Below are 17,755 nucleotides of genomic sequence, written 5' to 3' on the forward strand. Positions count from 1 at the left end.
GTTCCTAAATACGGTTGCTGATCAATGACGGAAGATTAAAACAATCACGTCGACTTTGCTGATGACTAAGTGGCTCGCGTCCACGCGTTTTACTCTTATCGGTAAACCATACCGAGCCAGCTAACGACTGAGATGAGCAATTTAGGAAACCATCTGAACATGAGTCTAACCAATTTTGTGTAACTTCTAACGCCACTTGATTTTGATATCCACCACAATAGCTATCGCCATCCCAAATAGCAGAATCAACGTCGCTACCGACCACAGATTCAAAAGGAGCACTTAACGCAGGGCGACCAGGTGTTCCGTTTAACCAATTGGCGTTATACGACGCCATCCAAGACACCTGTTGCTGTTTTACCGCGTCACTACCAAAACCAAGCAACCAGCCCAATGACTGTTCAAATGAATTACCTGCAACAACGGCATCTGCCAATGGCGTTCCACCACTAGATGGCGCTAAAGCTATTACTTTGACTGTTTTGTTAATGATATTTGGATATCTGCTGTCCCACGTTGGGTTCGACATAATCCAGCGAACTATGTTTCCGCCATTGGAGTGTGTAATAAGTGTTAACTTACTAATATTTTTAGAATTGATAAATGTTGTAAGTTGATCCGCTAAACAACCTGATGCACCCGCATTCCACATAAACTGATCAAAATCACAATTAATAACAGTGTAGTTATTTGAGTTTGGCAATCCACTCGCCACTTTAGTTACAAATGAGCCTGTCCAATAGTCATTATAAGCGTCGGTTTGTTTTCCGGTACCGTGGATTAATGCCACACCCTCGTTCGCAAACGCGTTACAGCACAACATGCTGAACGCAAAAGCGTATAGTTTTAGTAGTTTCATGTTTTATCCTGTTGATATTATTTTTTATTATTGGGATCTACGCCCCACAGGAAAGATAGATAAAACTGCGAATTTTGCAATATAATTCTAAAATAACAGCAAATTAGTCTAGAATTATTACTCTAATTACAGTTGTATAGAAAATTTTACCAATTGCGTATTGAGCTATCAAAATGCTCTTCAACTGTTCTTTTTTTATAAACAATTGGTAATGCTGGTTTTGGATTATATACTTGGGATAGATACCAAGGACTGGCAACTTTTTAATTAAAAACATTGGGGTAACTATGCAATACAATACATCAGAATTATGCGATACCTTCGCTGAACAAGTTGATGTGCTAGATCCACTTTTTGAACATTACGGCGGTATCACTTCTTTTGGTGGCCAAGTTCAAACCGTTAAGTGTTTCGAAGACAACGCCTTAATTGTTACCTTACTTGGTCAAGATGGTCGTGGTCGTGTATTAGTCATTGATGGTGGTGGTTCAACTCGCCGCGGACTAATTGATGCCGAAATAGCTGAATTAGCGGCTGAAAACAACTGGGAAGGCATAGTTTGTAACGGCAGTGTTCGCGAAGTTGATGCATTGGAAGATATTAATATTGGTATACTTGCTCTTAACTCAATCCCAGTAAGTGCCGATGACGTTGGTACCGGCGAGGAAGATGTTGCGGTAAATTTTGCAGGTGTAACCTTCTTACCAGACGATCATTTATATGCTGACAGCACTGGTACTATTCTTTCAGCCGATCCGTTAGATATCGAATAATGTCTGATTATCTTCTTTATACCGAACTTAACGACATTGAGTCATTTCAAAACCGTCGAAATAACGAAACCCATGTGGCCGATGTTATTTTAATTCCTAAGCATGAATTGTCACTCGTTGATAATCTTAAGCATGCAAAAGAGCAAGGCGTTGAATTTGTTATATTAGGTATACCAGAAGATATTGGACCAAGAGCAAATTGTGGCAAAGGCGGTGCTAAAAACGCGTGGCATCAATATTTACCAATGATGTTAAGCCAGCAAGCAAATCAATTCTTTAATTGGAATTCAGTTTTATTACTTGGTGAGCTCGACGTCAGCGATTTACAGAAACAAAGTAACGTTGCCACGATTTCCGATCATAAACTCAGTTCGCTTAGAGATTTATGCAGCCAATTAGATCAAAGAGTTGAAGAGTTACTCTCACCTATTTTTTTACTTGGTTTAAAACCAATAATTATTGGTGGCGGGCATAATAATGCATATCCCATCATAGAAGCACTTAGTTCGGCCAATGAAACTTCTGTAGCGTGCGTTAACCTTGATCCGCATGCAGACTTTAGAGCAATGGAAGGTAGACATTCAGGCAATCCATTTAGGTATGCCCACCACAATGGAAACTTGAGTCACTACTGTGTATTAGGCTTGCATGAACAAAAGAACAACTCGGATACCATTAAAGGCTTACTTGACGCAGATTTTTCCTTTATTACCTATCAACAAATGTTTGTAGAAAACAGTGTGAGCTTTGAAGAAGCGGTTGCTACATCAAAATCGTATGTAAATAACAATAAAAATGCCGTGGGTATAGAGCTAGACTTAGACAGTATTATGCACATGCCAGCTAGTGCCTATAGCTCAACAGGCTTTAGTTCTGAACAAGCTATGTATTATGTAAACCAGTTAGCAAGACTGCCTCAAAATAAGTATTTGCACCTTTGCGAAGGAGCTCCAGATGGCAACGAACCGCCTAATCACAAAAGTTTAGAAGTTGCGCAGGTACTGACCCAACTCACTTATAGTTATTTAATTGGCAATAATAAACTTTAGTCTAAGCGTTGTTGAGAACGACGCCATTGCTCTAACCAAATAGAAAAACCAACCAGGTCAAAAGGTTTACTGTAAAAAAAGCCTTGGCCCATTTCACACTCTAAATCCATAAGTTGTTGCTCCGTTTCCGCAGATTCAATACCTTGGGCAACAACCGGTATTTTTAGGGACTTAGCAACGCCGATAATTGCATTAGTATAGGTATTTAGCTGACTACCTTTATTACTGTTGGATATGTGTCGACAGTCTATTTTTAAGTAGTATGGGTTGAAGTGATTAAATGTTTCTATCGCCGTAAAGTCTTTACCAAAATCATCAATCGCCACGTTAATCCCTGATTGTTGGAGCAATCTAGCCACTTTTAACGCTTTTGATTTGTTTTCCGCAAAAGCAGACTCTTTTATTTCAATTATTAACTGCTCTGGTGGCACCATATACTCGTCTAACAAACTTAAAATAGACTCCACCATATGAGATTGTAACAATTCTCGGTTTGAAACATTTACCGACAAGGTCTGCTTCAAACCATCGGCTTTCATAGACGCCAGCGTCTGTATTGCTTTTTCTATAGTCCACATATTGAGTTGATATATAATCCCCGACTGCTCGGCTAAACTAATAAACTCTTTCGCTGAAACAATGCCCTCTCCTTCTCGATTCCAGCGCACCAAAAGCTCCCCACCAATTATTTCTTTAGTCTTGATATTAACTTGTGGTTGCACATAAACACTAAATCGTCCTAAATCGAAGTCTTCTTTTAACTGAACTATGATAGTTTTTTTATTGAGAAGCTTGGTATGCTGAGAATTATCAAAATAAATAGAAGTATTCGTTTCATGTGCCTGATTCATGGCTAAAAATGCATTTTCTATCAAACTACTTACCGCATTACCTTGCTCCGGATAACTTGAAACACCAAACTCTATACCAACATCAACGGCCGTAGAGTCAACAACGATGGGTTCGTTAACACTCCCGTCTAACAAGCTAATAATATTTTCGGTTGCGTAATTATTTAAATCTTCACGTATTGCAAGCACAAAGTCGACACCGCCAGCACTTGCGAAATACGCCTCACCATTATCATCATTTAGAAGAATAATCTCTGCGACTCTTTCTAACTTTTTACGAATTCGGCTTACCAACTGAAGCTTGACCAAATCAGCATTGTTATGACCAATTAATCGGTTCAACTCCGCAAAGCGAGTTAGCTTAAATGCAACAATATTTACTTTAACTTTGGGATTTACATATATCCACTTATCGATGCGTTCTTCAAATCCGTTTTTATTAGGTAAGCCAGTAGAAAGATCAAACCCTACTTTAAATGACGCTCTCTCCAACTCATTACTCACGATATTTAACCGTCGAATCAGCGCTCCATGCTGATAGATACTTCTAAATAATATAATCGCAGACACTAAAATGGATGCACCTAAAAAGAGGACGATTTGATTTAGTAGCAGCTGATTAATCGTTAAAATGCCGACCACTATTAATAAAAACGTCCACTGATAAGCATGGTCTACAATGTTAAACAACATATCTTTCCAAATCAGGGGAATAGAAAACAGTGCGGCTGCAACAGAAGCTAACAGTAAAATAGGAAGGTAGTCGGGCGAAAGAACCCCTTGTGTGGCACAAAAACAATAACTAGCTGCTAAAATGTTGGATAAAAAGCCTAACCAATACTCATGTTTTTTTAAACATAAAATAAGCGCGAGTATCATACAGGCAATAACAAGATTAACGCCAAACAGAGTATTCAATAAACCCAAAAGCTCCATGTAAATTCCTAACTCACTTTTATTCGTTTTGACAAGCCCATAACATTTTTTTCTTCACTTTTTAAAAATTCTATCAACTTAGGCTCCGTAAGCGGGCGACTAAATAAATACCCTTGCATACGGTGACATCCCATAACATGCAACAAATAAGCTTGTTGCTCGTTCTCTATACCCTCTGCAACCACATCAAGTCGCAAATGGTGCGCCAGCTGTATAATTACCGATGCTATATTTCGGTCTTGCTCATTAAACTCTATTTCGTGAATAAAAGAGCGATCTATTTTAACTTTATCAATATCAAATTGTTTTAAGTGGCCAAGTGAGCTAAACCCGGTACCAAAGTCATCTAACGCAATGGTGAACCCCATGCTTTTTAAAATTGAAATGTTTTTTGCAACGGTATCCGCATCTATCATCATAGCGGTTTCAGTCAGCTCTAATTCGATATTCTTACAGTTACCGTTTACATCAGCGACTAGCTTTTTGATGTGACTGACAAATTCAGCTTGCTGAAAGTTTACTGACGAAATGTTCACCGCGATTCGGCCTCGCATCAAACCCAACTCATCCCACCGTTCAGCGGCGGCAAACGCCTCTTTTAATACTAAAAAGTCAACCTGTCTTATTAGTCCATTTTGCTCTGCAATGTGGATAAACTGACCGGGAGGTACTACACCTCGAGTTTTGCTATTCCAACGGACTAAGGCTTCAAATCCATATATTTGATCTTCTTTTGAATGAAATAAAGGCTGGTAGTGCACTGATAACTCATTTCCGTTGATGGCCGCTACTAACTCACTTTCAACGTTTAAATTATCCGAGGAAATATCATCCATCACATGGTCAAAGATTAACGCATCGTTTCTACCGCTAATCTTTACTCGGTTTAGAGCGGTATCGGCACAGCGCATTAACTCATCACACTGCGCGCCATGGGTAGGGTAAATAGCCACACCTATGCTCGTAGTAAGGTTAACTTCATGATCATCTAATCTAAAAGTTTCGACAAAACATGATTGAATGTCATGAATAACTTTTTCTATATAATTAATTGGCTGACTTGCACACAATTGACTTGGCAATAGCAACGCAAACTCATCACCTCCTAATCGAGCGAGCGTAACACTTGCATCTAACTGCTTTTGTAAACGCTCTGCTACTAGTCCAATAATAGTATCGCCTTGCAGTAACCCTACGTTTGCATTCACTTTTTTAAAATTATCAATATCAATAAACACCACAGCAAAGTGTGGTAACGCCGGCTGAATTGTGGCGATAGAATGTTTAATATATTCGACAAATAGTGTTCGGTTCGGCAACTCAGTTAATTGATCTCGTGTTGCAAGTTGATGTAAAGCCCGTTCGTTATATTTACGATCAGTCACATCAAACATCATACCTACGTATTTTACGTCTACTTGACCAGTAAACTTTTGTTCTGTGGCCACTCGTGTCACTGACATATCTACGGATATTCGATGTCCGTCTTTAGTTACAGTCCAGATTTCACCGTGCCAAAAACCCGTTTTTACCACTTCTTGCCAAATAATATTTTCAACTTCGTAATTTCGACCTTCGTCCTTAAAAACCTTAAAGCATTTACCCGTTGTTTCAGATTCATCAAAACCCATAATATCTGTGTAAGCAACGTTTACCTTTTCAATTTCTCGATCTTTGTTGGCAATCCAAATACCCTCTTTTGTATTTGATAGTAGTGAATCGATAAAAGACTGTTTGCTTGTTGCCTGAAAAGCCAACTTTACTTTGAGCCAACGACCGTACATTACAATTAAAAAGATCACTGCGAAAAATAAGGTAATTACGATCATGAATGTATCGTGAGTGATGAGTAAATTAATAGACTCCTCTACTTGTGGAGGTTCATCAGACTTTAGAAGTGCAGGCGCGACAAGGTCACTGCTGAAATGTAGTAGCTTGTAAAACAAGTTAAAAATTTGGTGGGGATTGATCAACAGCAAGGCACTCTTCCCGTACTATAAGCCAAATATACCGTCAATTAAGCATAGATGTAGTACAGTAAAGTGCCAAGTAAATAGCAATTAAATCAGTTTTTTAGCTTACTTTGCCCCTTCGTAGCCTAATTGGCGCCATGATTCATAGACAAATACCGATACCGCGTTTGATAAGTTCATGCTTCGGCTATCGGGTTGCATTGGAATTTTCACCCAATTTTGTTGACCAATTAAGGCCAACACATCGTCCGGTAGGCCTCTAGTTTCTGGTCCAAACACCAAACTATCGCCAGGCTTGTAAGCAACGTCACTATGATAACCTTGCCCTTTGGTTGTGCAGGCATATAAATGGCTACCAGGGTTTGCGTCAACATAAGCTTGAAAGTTTGGATAGCGCTTTACTTTAGTAAATTCATGATAATCAAGTCCTGCTCGACGTACTTTTTTCTCATCAAGATCAAAACCCAGCGGCTCAATTAAATGAAGTTGAAAACCGCTATTGGCGCACAAGCGCACGATATTACCTGTGTTTGGTGGGATTTCTGGTTGAAATAAAACAATGTTAAGCATACTGCTCTCTTCACTAAATTTATAAGATTAACTAGCCTGTTGGCTCGAATTTTTGACATTATATGTTAGAACATGACACATTGCGTGCATTACTCAGTTAAAAGCAATAAAGGCATGCAGTATGAGTCAGTTTATTTTAGAGTTTAAAAATGCATTATCACCCGATTTCTGTCAGCAAATTATTAATCAATTTGAAAATGATGCCAATAAACACCCTGGCAGAACCGGCAACGGCGTTGATATATCTAAAAAGAACAGTCTTGATCTGACCATCAACCATCACCAAAGTTGGCAGCCTATCCAAAACGCCTTATCTCAAACTTTACTCAAGGCTCTAGTGCAATACGTACGCATGCATCCTATGTTATTAACTGGCGCGCTATCCACGTCATTTCAAGATCCACATACCGGTGAAGTTAAAACCTTATCCCACGAGCACGTTAACACTTTGTCAGACGAACAAATAAGCCAAATTGCTTCTAGAATTTACGAACTCGATATTCTGAATATTCAAAAATACCAAAAACAACAAGGTGGATACCCACATTGGCATTCCGAACACTTTCCGCATCCAACCGACACAACTCAGCGTTCACTTAGACGTAGCCTGCTCATTTTATTCTATTTAAATGACATTGCAGATGGTGGGGAAACGGAATTTTTTTATCAACAAGCCAAAGTTAAGCCCGCGACTGGCAGCCTAATATTAGCGCCTTGTGACTTTACACACACCCACAGAGGACTGACGCCAATATCAAACGACAAGTATGTTATTGCATCTTGGGTTATGTTCAGAGAAGCCAAGTTTTTGTACGAGTAAAGCCGTGTTATTCTCTGATAAACTTAAGCACCTTGCTCAGCGCTTTGTTGCGTATAGTATCTTGTTCTATAAATATTTCGTGACGAGCACCTTTCATAACGATAGGCACACCTGTTTCACACTCGTTCCCGACTTCTTTTAAGCGTTCACAAAATTTATCTTGCGCACTGTTATCAACCACATTGTCATCGCCGGCTTGAAATACCATCACAGGAATATTCACCCGGTCTAATTGCTCATACGCTTTGTCTAAAGCGTTAATAGACGCTAATACCCAGCTGTAGGTAATACCGCCGAGCTTCAAGTCTGGATTTTTCTCGTAGGTATCTCGAAAATACTGATAGCGCACTTTGCAGTGAGTAAGAGGATTACTATCAAACGGTAAAGCTTCATAATCCATGCTTCCCACAAAGTAAGGGCTTTGTGGCTTAACCTGCTCAACCAGCCATGCCGCTGATTTTACCATAGGCTTTAACACCGTCGCAGGAATGGGTCCAGTCGGCAACCCCCACATTGGCGATGAAAAAATAGCTTTATTGATCTTGTGTTGATGTGTTTGCAAATATCGCAGTGCAATTGCAGATCCCATAGAATGAGCTACTAAAGACAAACTACCCACCACTTTCGGCTCAACAATCTCAGTTAAAAACTGATTAAAATCACTAGAATAATCGTCAAAGTGTTGTACATGGCCTTTTTCGCGATTTACTAATAGGCGAGATGATAAGCCCTGCCCTTGATGATCAATAATAAAGACTCTAAAGCCTTGCGAAACAAAATCAAAAGCGAGCTCTTTATATTTTAGATAACCTTCAACTCGACCCGGGGAAATCACAATTGTGTGTGACGCGTCATCGTTACCAACTTCAACAAAATGAATGGTTAAACCTTGACGGTTAATGAACTGACCTGGCGTTGCGTAACGCTCCCAAAAGGGCTCTATCGTCTCAGAGATAAACTTACTAAACTGTGGTTCACGCTTAAAATCGAGCATAAAATCCTTCATGTCATTTGATAAATTAGACAACGCTTGGCAATTATATGAGCTAAGCAGGGCAAATAGCCATAGAGATTGCAGAATGATTTTGATTAATTTCATATCATTGCCTTTTAACGCGATATCTTACAAAAGATTGTTATTTTTTGGTGGCATTTCTGTTTTGCAAGCTTCTAACGAATAACATACACTGCAGCCATAATTAGCAAGAGACCATACCATGACTATTTGGGTAGATGCAGACGCTTGTCCAGTGCCTGTAAAAGAAATATTGTTTAAAGCTGCCGAGCGCACTAAAACACCACTTATTTTAGTGGCAAATCAATACATCGCCACTCCTCCATCGTTAGTAATAAAAAGCATGCAAGTAAGTTCAGGTTTTGATGTCGCCGATAACTATATAGTTGAGCAAGCTCAGGAAGGCGATTTAGTGATCACCGCTGATATACCGTTAGCATCAGAAGTCATTGATAAAAAAGCCATTGCGTTAAACCCAAGGGGCGAACTTTACACTACTGAAAACATAAAACAGCGACTGAACATTAGAGACTTTATGGACACCATGAGAGCAAGTGGCGTGCAATCAGGTGGCCAAGCTAAATATGGCGACAAAGACAAGCAACAGTTTGCCAACCAACTCGATAAATATTTAGCTAAACATCGTTAAGTCGTAACCAAGACAATTAAAAAGCGGTAAAAAAGCTGTCTACCTGATACGTAAAAGCAAACACCTTGGTAATTTGATCACCCTGCACCACACGCCCAATTGGGCCACTATTATTCTGAGTTTCATCTGCTGGTTGGTAGTCGTTAATAATAGGCATTCCATCTAGCGTATTTAACTTTTGCCTAGCATAACGATAGAAGCTTTGCTTATTTGGATGGTGCGGTGCAACAACGTTTAAAATTGCCTGTGGCGATACTTCGTTATTCTTTATATCTTCAATGACAGTTTCAATTGAACCAACCACATCTTGTAACATCACCATGTTTACCGCTTCATTAGCATTCGTTTGGGTAATAGGTACTTTAAATCGTCCTGGATGACGACTACCGCCAATGAGTCCACCTAATCTTAACACCTGTTTATATTGTAACCTACTTTGTAAAACCGTCTGTTCCGCGCTGTGTAAGACTCTCACCTTATTTACAGACAAGTCGAGGTCAGTATTTTCATCATTAATACCGTCTTTAGAATAAATTCCAATTGAACTTGTAAAAATAACCTGTTTGACATTACTACTTTCGGCCTTTTCGACTAAGGATTTTATCTTGGCTGTATAAGAATCACCCATATCCTGACGAAACCCTGGGGGAATACAAATAACGAGTGAATCGACTTCAAATAAAGGATCCTCAGCTTTTATCGTGGACTCTTGAACATCACAATAATAATATTCAACCCCTAAAATCAATGATTCTGGCTTATTTGACCTAAAAGACAGCTTAACCTTGTATTTTGACTTGTTTAATGACTCTGCTAATGCTCGGCCAACAAAACCACCACCAATAATGCCTACTCTTTGATTCATTCTAGTTCGTCTTCTTTGTTGGAATAACCACATACTGGCCACTAAACTCTGCGACTTTCACTTGATCGTCCATCACATCAACTTGCACGTGAATACGCGCTTTTTTATTCTCTTTTAGTGGTTCAAAGTCTCCTTTAACATGCTCAAAATGAGCAATACAACGAGGTAGTTCAGTAACCGGCTTATGGTAATGAATGTTGGCATCGGCTAATACAATATCGCCGTCAACCTCATTTTCTTTCATGGTTAAGTGCACTAATCCCCAACCGGTTAAAGTAGCAAGTGAGTAAATACTTCCCGCAAACATAGTGCCATGAAGATTCATATTTGGATTGAGAGCGGCACGCGTTTCAAAAGTATCCCCAGTATATTGATACACTCTAATTCCCATTAGTTGCGTAATTGGAATTTGTTGATGCCATATGTTTTGTAAATCTACGCACCATTGCGGATGACGAATGATGACTTCGACCTTATCAAGAGGCTTGCACATTTGAACATGGGGAATAGAGCCGAAGATTTCTGGCGCATCACCCGTTACTTGATAACCTAAATTCTCGTAAAAATTAGTTGCTGAAGTGCGTGCATTTAAAATGACTCTCTCAACACCTTCTTGTCGACCTATGGCTTCAAGTGATTCAAGCATCATAGTGGCTAAACCTCGTCGACGGTGATCTTCAACCACCGCCATATAGCGTATTTGCCCTTCTTCATTGCTAACTAAATGTAATCTAGCGACACCGACGACTTTACCGTTATCATCTTTAACCATTCGGTGCCAAGCATGTTGCTCATACTCGTCTTTTTCTGAACCTCTCGGTTGTTGCAACGGAGCTCTGAGTATTTGCCAGCGAATTTCATAATACTGTTCCCATTCTTCTTCAGTTTGGGGGGCGACAACTTGATACATATTTTATCCTCTAAATTTTCTCTGTTGCGCACTGGCAACTTATTGTTATGCTTAGAAGTATTAAAAATAGCTTACGGTATTTAAAACTATCTATGGATGCGACGCAAATCACCTACAGTTTCGCCGCTGAACAACAACTCTATTTTTATCAGTGTACTGACTTCAGATTAGAAGTCTTGCAAAATCAACACCATATTTGGTTAGAAATAAACGGCGTGGTTCAGAGCGCCTGCCAATTACACGCACCATATAGACCGGTTCTAGCCCATACCCTGACCATGATGTTGCCGCAAGTCCACCATAAAATCCCAACTTCAATACTAGAGCTTGGTGGTGGCGGTCAGTCTATGCAACGGTATCTGGCACTCACTCAGCCGCAAATAAATTTTACGAGTATTGAATATAGCCAAGAAGTTATCAACGCGGTAGTACAGTATATGCCTGAGTCTGCTGATCTAAATATTATTGCTGCCGACGCCTTTGTTTATATTGATGCTGCTCTCGCCAATGAGCAGAGCTTTGACTGGTTAGTGGTAGACTTATTTCTTGGTTCAAGCGAACCAGAACAAGTATTTGATGATTGTTTTTTTAAACGTTGCTATCAGTTAATAAATGAAGATGGATGGCTTATTTTTAATTGTTTAAAATCAGAAGGCGAGGTGTTACGAACCATAGCGCACAATATTGAACATGCGTTTAATGGCCCTGTTAAACTTTTTGCCGTGCCCGGGATGCTGAATCATATTTACCTTGCGCATAAAGCGCCTGCTGACAACACTGATTCAAAATTAACAGCATATGTATTCCCCAAAGAGATTGAGCAACATAACATTGCTGAACAAATCAAAAATAAATAAGGCCGACATAAGCCGGCCTTTATAGAAAATACAGTTATCTAGTTATCTAGTTATCTAGTAAGTCTTCAGCCTTCTTCATTAAGTCTTCAGCGCTATTTTCTAATTTTTCCATAAACTCTGATTGCTCAACAATTGTGCCGTTAAAATTAAGCCCAACAAACATGCCCTCGCTGCCTACTGCTACAATAAGCAAGCCCACTATTAATAATGGCGGAAGTAGCTTCAAAAACAAACTTATCACTAACCACACAATTACAATCGCAGCGACTAAGTGATACATCCAAATCTGATCGGCTGGAATTTCTATTGATTGGTTAAAAAAGTTAGTTTGATCTATTAATTGATACAAATAACCGCTCATAGCCAAAGCTACTCCAGCGACTAATACTGTAATTAATTTTAAAAATCCCACCGCGCACACTCCTGTTTTATTATTATTTTTTGTTTTGTTTTGTTTTGTTGAGGATTAGTCTTTATACCGATAATGAAAATGTCACAGGTCCGTCATTAACTAGTGATACTTGCATATCCGCTCCAAACTGCCCGGTCTCGACTGGCAGACCAAGTGTTTTGCAGTACTCGACAAAATACTCGTAAATCGCCTTGCCATGTTCAGGTGTTGCCCCTCGAGAGAAACCTGGACGATTACCTGATTTGGTATCGGCGACTAGGGTAAATTGCGAAACTACTAATAACGAGCCTTTAACTTGTTGAACGTTTAAATTCATTTTGCCGTTTTCGTCATTAAATATTCGATATTTGCTTATACGTTCTGCTAGCTTTTTTGCTTTTGCTTCATCGTCATCTTGTTCAACCCCAAGCAACACTAATAAACCACCGTCAATCTGCCCCGATATATCACCGGCTATTTCAACTTTTGCCTGACTTACTCGCTGAATTAATCCAATCACGTTACTACCACTACTTTTACTTTTTCTCGTTAATAAACCGAGCAACTTTTTGACTCGCTCTAATCAAACCATCCACAATACCAGGCTCAACTGAAGCATGTCCGGCTGCTGGAACCATTTCTAGCACACTTGCAGTCCATGCACTATTTAGCACAAACGCACCCTCGGGTTTGCATATCACATCGTTTCGACCATGCACAATATATCCGGGAATATGTTGAATCGCGGCTATTTCACTCAGTATTTCAGACTCATAAATAAAACAATGGTTTGTAAAATAATGGCAGTACAAAATAGCCATTGTTAACAACTCTTTATGAGGTGAATCATGGTGAGACAAATGATAATTTAACTCCATCATATTTGCCTCCCATGCGCCAAACTTTTTAGCGGCAGCAAGCTGTTCAAAATCATTATCACCCATCAACTTGTCTTTGTAGTACTCGAGCGTTTCTTCTACTGAATCGGACGGAACGTCTTTGATAAATTTTGCGTAGTACTCAGGGAATATTTGGCTCGCTCCTTCCGTTGCACCAAACAACCAATTTAGATCTTGCTGTCGACCCAAGAATACACCACGCAAAATAATAGCCTGTACCACAGCAGGATTTCGAATTGCATACAACAAGGCAACCGTAGTGCCCCAAGAGCCTCCAGTCACCACCCAACGAGTAATAGATAAGTGGTCTCTTATCGTTTCCATATCACGAATAATATGACTTATTGTATTGTTCCAAGTCGCGGTAATGTCCGTCGCAGCAAGAGGAGTTGACTGCCCACAACCACGTTGATCAAATAATATAATGCGATACTTTTCTGGATCGTAAAAACGCCTTTGTGTTGGCGAACTGCCACCGCCGGGTCCACCATGACAATGAATAACTGGAATACCCTCTGGATTTCCAGACTCTTCAACATAAAGGGTATGACCGTCACCTACATCAAGCATATAAGTTTGGTTAACTTTAATTTCTGGGTATAACGTTCTCATGACCTATCCTTTGAAATTAGTAGCGGTGATACGATAGCTTCTCGGCTTGTCCGAAGCTCAGATACCGTACTGAGCTCGATACGCTTCTACGCTTGGTAAAAACTCGGCAAAATCTGGGCTTTCTTTTAAGAAACTGACTACATCGCTTAAGGTAACAATTGAAATTACTTTTGTGCCAAAGTCGCGCTCAACTTCTTGAATGGCAGACAGCTCACCTTTACCTTTTTCTTGACGATCAAGCGCAATTAGAACACCCGATAAGGCCGCGCCAGCTTGTTCAATAATAGTCATAGATTCACGAATTGCAGTGCCAGCAGTAATTACATCGTCAACCAGCATGATATTACCCTTAAGCTCTGCACCCACTAAACTGCCGCCTTCACCATGAGTTTTTGCTTCTTTGCGATTAAAGCAATATGGCGTGTCGTGATCGTGATGATCGGCTAATGCAACCGCAGTAGTCGTGGCAATAGGAATGCCTTTATAAGCAGGACCAAATAGAACATCGTATGAAATACCAGAGTCTACCAACGCAGCGGCATAAAATCGGCCTAAGCGCGCTAAGTCGCGTCCTGTATTAAAAAGTCCAGCATTAAAAAAGTACGGGCTAGTGCGGCCAGATTTGAGGGTGAATTCACCAAACTTTAACACTTGTTTTTCTAACGCAAACTCAATAAACGCCTTCTGATAATCTTTCACTTCATTCTCCTACTTCGAACTCTACTTTATCGTTTAATAAATCATAATCCAGATACACAAAAGTCGCGCATTTTATTCAAACGGCGACTTCTTAAAATAGCTGAAAAATTAAATTTTACAGTAAATTACGCCAACGCTTTTTTCTGCTCATCAACTAACTCGCCGATAGCATTTTTAGCTAGGCTCATCATTTCATTCATTTCGTCAAAGGTAAAAGGCTCTTCTTCCGCCGTACCTTGCACTTCAATTAAACGACCATCTTCAGTCATGATTACATTCATATCTGTTTCTGCTTCAGAGTCTTCTAAATACTCCAGGTCAGCAATTGGTGTGCCTTTGTAAACACCAACAGAAATAGCTGCAATCATATGCTTAAGTGGGTTTGTTTTAATGATGTTTTCTTTGCGCATGTAATTAATCGCATCAACAAGTGCAACACACGCACCTGTGATAGACGCAGTACGAGTGCCTCCATCCGCTTGAATCACATCACAGTCAACGGTAATAGTATTTTCACCCAATGCTGATAAATCGATTGCTGCACGTAATGAACGAGCAATTAAACGTGATATCTCTAGTGTACGACCCGACTGTTTGCCTTTTGCCGCTTCACGCTGATTACGCGTATGAGTTGAACGAGGTAACATGCCATATTCAGCAGTAACCCAGCCTTTACCTTGGCCTTTCATAAAACGAGGAACACCCGTTTCAACAGTGGCATTACATAAAACTTTAGTGTCGCCAATTTCAATTAACACAGACCCTTCAGCGTATGCTGTGAAGTTACGAGTAATAGTAACAGGACGAATTTGGGCTGTTGTTCTTCCGCTTGGACGCATATTAAAAACCTTTCTAAGAATCTGATTAAGTTGAATTTATTCAGTGTATTCTATTTGAGAAAACTAAAATAGAAACATCTATAAGTAATTACTACAAAGCAGCCCGAAAGCTGCTTTGATAGTTATTGTTTACACGCTGTGATTAGTCGCGAGGTTTGTTCTCTGAACGACGACCACGATGACCTTCGCCACCACGACCTCGGCCTTCAGCACCACGTCCACGACCTTCGCCGCCACGTCCACGACCTTCACCGCCACGTCCACCACGATCATCACGTCCACGACCGCCACTGCGTTCGCCACGACCTTCACCGCCGCGACCACCAACACCTTCGCCACCACGTGGGTCAACTTTGATGTCTAATACTTGGTTACGAACTTTAGTTTGCTTTAACTTCTGTTGAGTTTCAGCAGGCATATCAGCAGGTAGCTCAACAACTGAGAAGCCAGGCATTAACTTGATGTTACCAATGAACTTCGAGTTAAGGTTAGCTTCGTTTGCAATTGCACCAACGATATCACGAGGCGTAGCACCGTGTTCACGACCAACTTCGATACGGTAAGCTTGCATTTTAACGCCAGGATCACGATCTCCGCGTCCGCCACGCTCACGACCTTCACCACGGCCACCACGTTCTCTGTCACGACCACGGCCTTCACCACGATCTCTGTCACGTCCGCCACGGCTGTCGTCGAACTTGTTGTTGCCCGGCATGCCACGGCCAGTAACAATTAATGGAGCTTCTGATTGAGCCATAAGGGCTAAGGCAGCTGCAACTGTTGCTACGTCTTGGCTAGACTCTGCAGCAAATTCACTAATTAAGTTGTTGAAGAAATCTAAATCCTGACCACCAATAACATCAGCGATCTTCTCTTTAAATGCAGCAACGCGTAATGCAGTTACTTCTTCATTTGAAGGTGGCTCATAAGGTAAAATTGTTTGTTTAGTTTCACGTTCAATTGTCTTAAGAAGACGGCGCTCGCGTGGTGTTGCAAATAAGATTGCATTACCTTTACGACCCGCACGACCTGTACGACCAACACGGTGAACATAAGACTCAACATCATATGGTAAGTCATAGTTGATTACGTGGCTTACACGCTCAACGTCGATACCACGTGCCGCAACGTCTGTTGCAATAATGATATCTAAACGACCTGATTTAAGTGATTCGATACACTGTTCACGGTGCGACTGATTCATGTCACCGTTAAGCGCCGCTGCTGCGTGACCGCGTGCAGATAATTTATCCGCTAGCTCAGATGTGCTTTGACGTGTCTTGGTAAAGATGATCATGCCATCAAATTCAGTTAGCTCTAATAAACGAGTCAACACGTCTAGTTTTTGGTTGTTGTTCACAATCCAGTACTGTTGTGTAATGTTAGAGTGACTTGCTGATTTAGGCTTAATACGAACTTCTTTAGGATCTTTAAGATACTTCTGCGTCACTTTTAAGATTGGCGCAGGCATAGTTGCTGAGAATAACGCGATTTGCGCTGCATCAGGAACGTGTTCCATGATCCACTCAACATCATCGATGAAACCCATGCGTAACATTTCGTCAGCTTCATCAAGAACAATTGTTTTAAGGTTAGATAAGTCTAACGTTTCACGACGCATATGGTCCATAACACGACCAGGAGTACCAACAACAACGTGAACACCACGTTTAAGGGCACGAAGCTGCGTACGGAAATCTTGACCACCGTAAATTGGTAATACGTGGAAACCATCTAGCTTTTCAGCATATGTAGTAAAGGCTTCTGCTACCTGAATCGCTAATTCACGAGTCGGTGCTAATACTAAAATTTGCGGCGAATTAATCTTTGGGTCTAAGTGGCACAACGTTGGTAATGCAAAAGCGGCTGTTTTACCAGTACCTGTTTGTGCGATACCTAAAATATCATGGCCATTTAAAATATGCGGTATACATTCGGCTTGGATTGGTGAAGGGGTCTCATAACCTACGTGTTGAACGGCTTCTAAAACTGCTGGGGATAAACCTAAGTCAACAAACTTTGGGGTTACATTTTCTGTCATTTTATTACTCACATCTCTACCCCAACTTCACGCGTAGTCCATCATCACTCAATTACCATTTACGCCTGCAACCGTGTTGCAACGTGTTCAATTGAGCTTAGCCTGTCTGTGGGGGAATTCAAAAGGGCGCGAATCATACGCTTTTTT

Annotated in this window: 18 protein-coding genes; 5 read left to right on the forward strand and 13 right to left on the reverse strand. The window is 40.5% G+C overall.

The window, feature by feature from the left end:
- Positions 1 to 4: 4 nt before the first annotated feature.
- Positions 5 to 859, reverse strand: a complete 855-nt coding sequence (locus ACZ1GV_RS11090; protein ID WP_472674215.1) for a lipase family protein — start codon at positions 857 to 859, stop codon at positions 5 to 7.
- Between the two features lie 287 nt (positions 860 to 1,146).
- Between ACZ1GV_RS11090 and rraA the strand changes: the two genes are divergently transcribed.
- Entirely contained in the window at positions 1,147 to 1,632 is a 486-nt protein-coding gene (gene rraA, locus ACZ1GV_RS11095; RefSeq protein ID WP_472674216.1) for a ribonuclease E activity regulator RraA, read from the forward strand.
- Positions 1,632 to 2,681: a formimidoylglutamase gene (locus ACZ1GV_RS11100; RefSeq protein ID WP_472674217.1), complete on the forward strand. Its 1,050-nt coding sequence runs from the start codon at positions 1,632 to 1,634 to the stop codon at positions 2,679 to 2,681. The genes rraA and ACZ1GV_RS11100 overlap by 1 nt, the downstream gene beginning before the upstream one ends.
- Here the strand turns inward: ACZ1GV_RS11100 and ACZ1GV_RS11105 are convergent.
- The 3 genes from ACZ1GV_RS11105 to trmL form a co-directional block, all read right to left on the reverse strand.
- Positions 2,678 to 4,468: an EAL domain-containing protein gene (locus ACZ1GV_RS11105; RefSeq protein ID WP_472674218.1), complete on the reverse strand. Its 1,791-nt coding sequence runs from the start codon at positions 4,466 to 4,468 to the stop codon at positions 2,678 to 2,680. The genes ACZ1GV_RS11100 and ACZ1GV_RS11105 overlap by 4 nt on opposite strands.
- An 8-nt stretch (positions 4,469 to 4,476) precedes the next feature.
- Positions 4,477 to 6,441 (reverse strand): putative bifunctional diguanylate cyclase/phosphodiesterase, encoded by a 1,965-nt coding sequence (locus ACZ1GV_RS11110; RefSeq protein ID WP_472674219.1) that lies wholly within the window; start codon positions 6,439 to 6,441, stop codon positions 4,477 to 4,479.
- Between the two features lie 105 nt (positions 6,442 to 6,546).
- On the reverse strand, positions 6,547 to 7,011 hold the full coding sequence (gene trmL / locus ACZ1GV_RS11115) for a tRNA (uridine(34)/cytosine(34)/5-carboxymethylaminomethyluridine(34)-2'-O)-methyltransferase TrmL (RefSeq protein WP_210561154.1): 465 nt from the start codon (positions 7,009 to 7,011) through the stop codon (positions 6,547 to 6,549).
- A 121-nt stretch (positions 7,012 to 7,132) separates the two neighbouring features.
- Between trmL and ACZ1GV_RS11120 the strand changes: the two genes are divergently transcribed.
- Positions 7,133 to 7,831: a 2OG-Fe(II) oxygenase family protein gene (locus tag ACZ1GV_RS11120; protein WP_210561144.1), complete on the forward strand. Its 699-nt coding sequence runs from the start codon at positions 7,133 to 7,135 to the stop codon at positions 7,829 to 7,831.
- 7 nt (positions 7,832 to 7,838) lie between these two features.
- Here the strand turns inward: ACZ1GV_RS11120 and ACZ1GV_RS11125 are convergent, their stop codons facing one another.
- Complete coding sequence (locus tag ACZ1GV_RS11125; RefSeq protein ID WP_210561142.1) at positions 7,839 to 8,930, reverse strand: alpha/beta fold hydrolase; 1,092 nt, start codon at positions 8,928 to 8,930, stop codon at positions 7,839 to 7,841.
- A gap of 118 nt (positions 8,931 to 9,048) precedes the next feature.
- Between ACZ1GV_RS11125 and ACZ1GV_RS11130 the strand changes: the two genes are divergently transcribed.
- The gene (locus ACZ1GV_RS11130; RefSeq protein ID WP_210561140.1) at positions 9,049 to 9,495 is read left to right on the forward strand and encodes a YaiI/YqxD family protein; all 447 of its coding nucleotides are present in this window, start codon (positions 9,049 to 9,051) and stop codon (positions 9,493 to 9,495) included.
- Between the two features lie 16 nt (positions 9,496 to 9,511).
- Here the strand turns inward: ACZ1GV_RS11130 and ACZ1GV_RS11135 are convergent, their stop codons facing one another.
- Both ACZ1GV_RS11135 and ACZ1GV_RS11140 read right to left on the reverse strand, forming a co-directional pair.
- Positions 9,512 to 10,360: an NAD(P)H-binding protein gene (locus ACZ1GV_RS11135; RefSeq protein WP_210561138.1), complete on the reverse strand. Its 849-nt coding sequence runs from the start codon at positions 10,358 to 10,360 to the stop codon at positions 9,512 to 9,514.
- 1 nt (position 10,361) lies between these two features.
- Positions 10,362 to 11,270 carry a bifunctional GNAT family N-acetyltransferase/hotdog fold thioesterase gene (locus ACZ1GV_RS11140; RefSeq protein WP_210561135.1) on the reverse strand — a complete coding sequence of 303 codons (909 nt, stop codon included), beginning with the start codon at positions 11,268 to 11,270 and terminating at the stop codon, positions 10,362 to 10,364.
- 47 nt (positions 11,271 to 11,317) lie between these two features.
- On the opposite strand from ACZ1GV_RS11140, the gene ACZ1GV_RS11145 reads away from it, so the two are divergent.
- Positions 11,318 to 12,127, forward strand: a complete 810-nt coding sequence (locus ACZ1GV_RS11145; RefSeq protein WP_210561133.1) for a spermidine synthase — start codon at positions 11,318 to 11,320, stop codon at positions 12,125 to 12,127.
- 46 nt (positions 12,128 to 12,173) lie between these two features.
- Here ACZ1GV_RS11145 and ACZ1GV_RS11150 read toward each other — a convergent pair whose 3' ends face one another.
- From ACZ1GV_RS11150 to ACZ1GV_RS11175, 6 genes are all read right to left on the reverse strand, one after another.
- Positions 12,174 to 12,539, reverse strand: coding sequence for a hypothetical protein (locus tag ACZ1GV_RS11150; RefSeq protein WP_210561132.1), 366 nt, complete (start codon positions 12,537 to 12,539; stop codon positions 12,174 to 12,176).
- Positions 12,540 to 12,600: 61 nt separating this feature from the next.
- Positions 12,601 to 13,038: a D-aminoacyl-tRNA deacylase gene (gene dtd / locus ACZ1GV_RS11155; protein ID WP_210561131.1), complete on the reverse strand. Its 438-nt coding sequence runs from the start codon at positions 13,036 to 13,038 to the stop codon at positions 12,601 to 12,603.
- A 16-nt stretch (positions 13,039 to 13,054) separates the two neighbouring features.
- On the reverse strand, positions 13,055 to 14,029 hold the full coding sequence (gene pip / locus ACZ1GV_RS11160) for a prolyl aminopeptidase (protein WP_210561130.1): 975 nt from the start codon (positions 14,027 to 14,029) through the stop codon (positions 13,055 to 13,057).
- Between the two features lie 57 nt (positions 14,030 to 14,086).
- Complete coding sequence (pyrE, locus tag ACZ1GV_RS11165; protein ID WP_472674220.1) at positions 14,087 to 14,728, reverse strand: orotate phosphoribosyltransferase; 642 nt, start codon at positions 14,726 to 14,728, stop codon at positions 14,087 to 14,089.
- A gap of 125 nt (positions 14,729 to 14,853) precedes the next feature.
- Complete coding sequence (gene rph / locus ACZ1GV_RS11170) at positions 14,854 to 15,567, reverse strand: ribonuclease PH (protein ID WP_210561128.1); 714 nt, start codon at positions 15,565 to 15,567, stop codon at positions 14,854 to 14,856.
- 142 nt (positions 15,568 to 15,709) lie between these two features.
- Positions 15,710 to 17,608, reverse strand: coding sequence for a DEAD/DEAH box helicase (locus tag ACZ1GV_RS11175; protein ID WP_472674221.1), 1,899 nt, complete (start codon positions 17,606 to 17,608; stop codon positions 15,710 to 15,712).
- Positions 17,609 to 17,755: the final 147 nt, after the last annotated feature.

It is taken from the genome of Psychrosphaera sp. HA2-10, assembly GCF_055693745.1.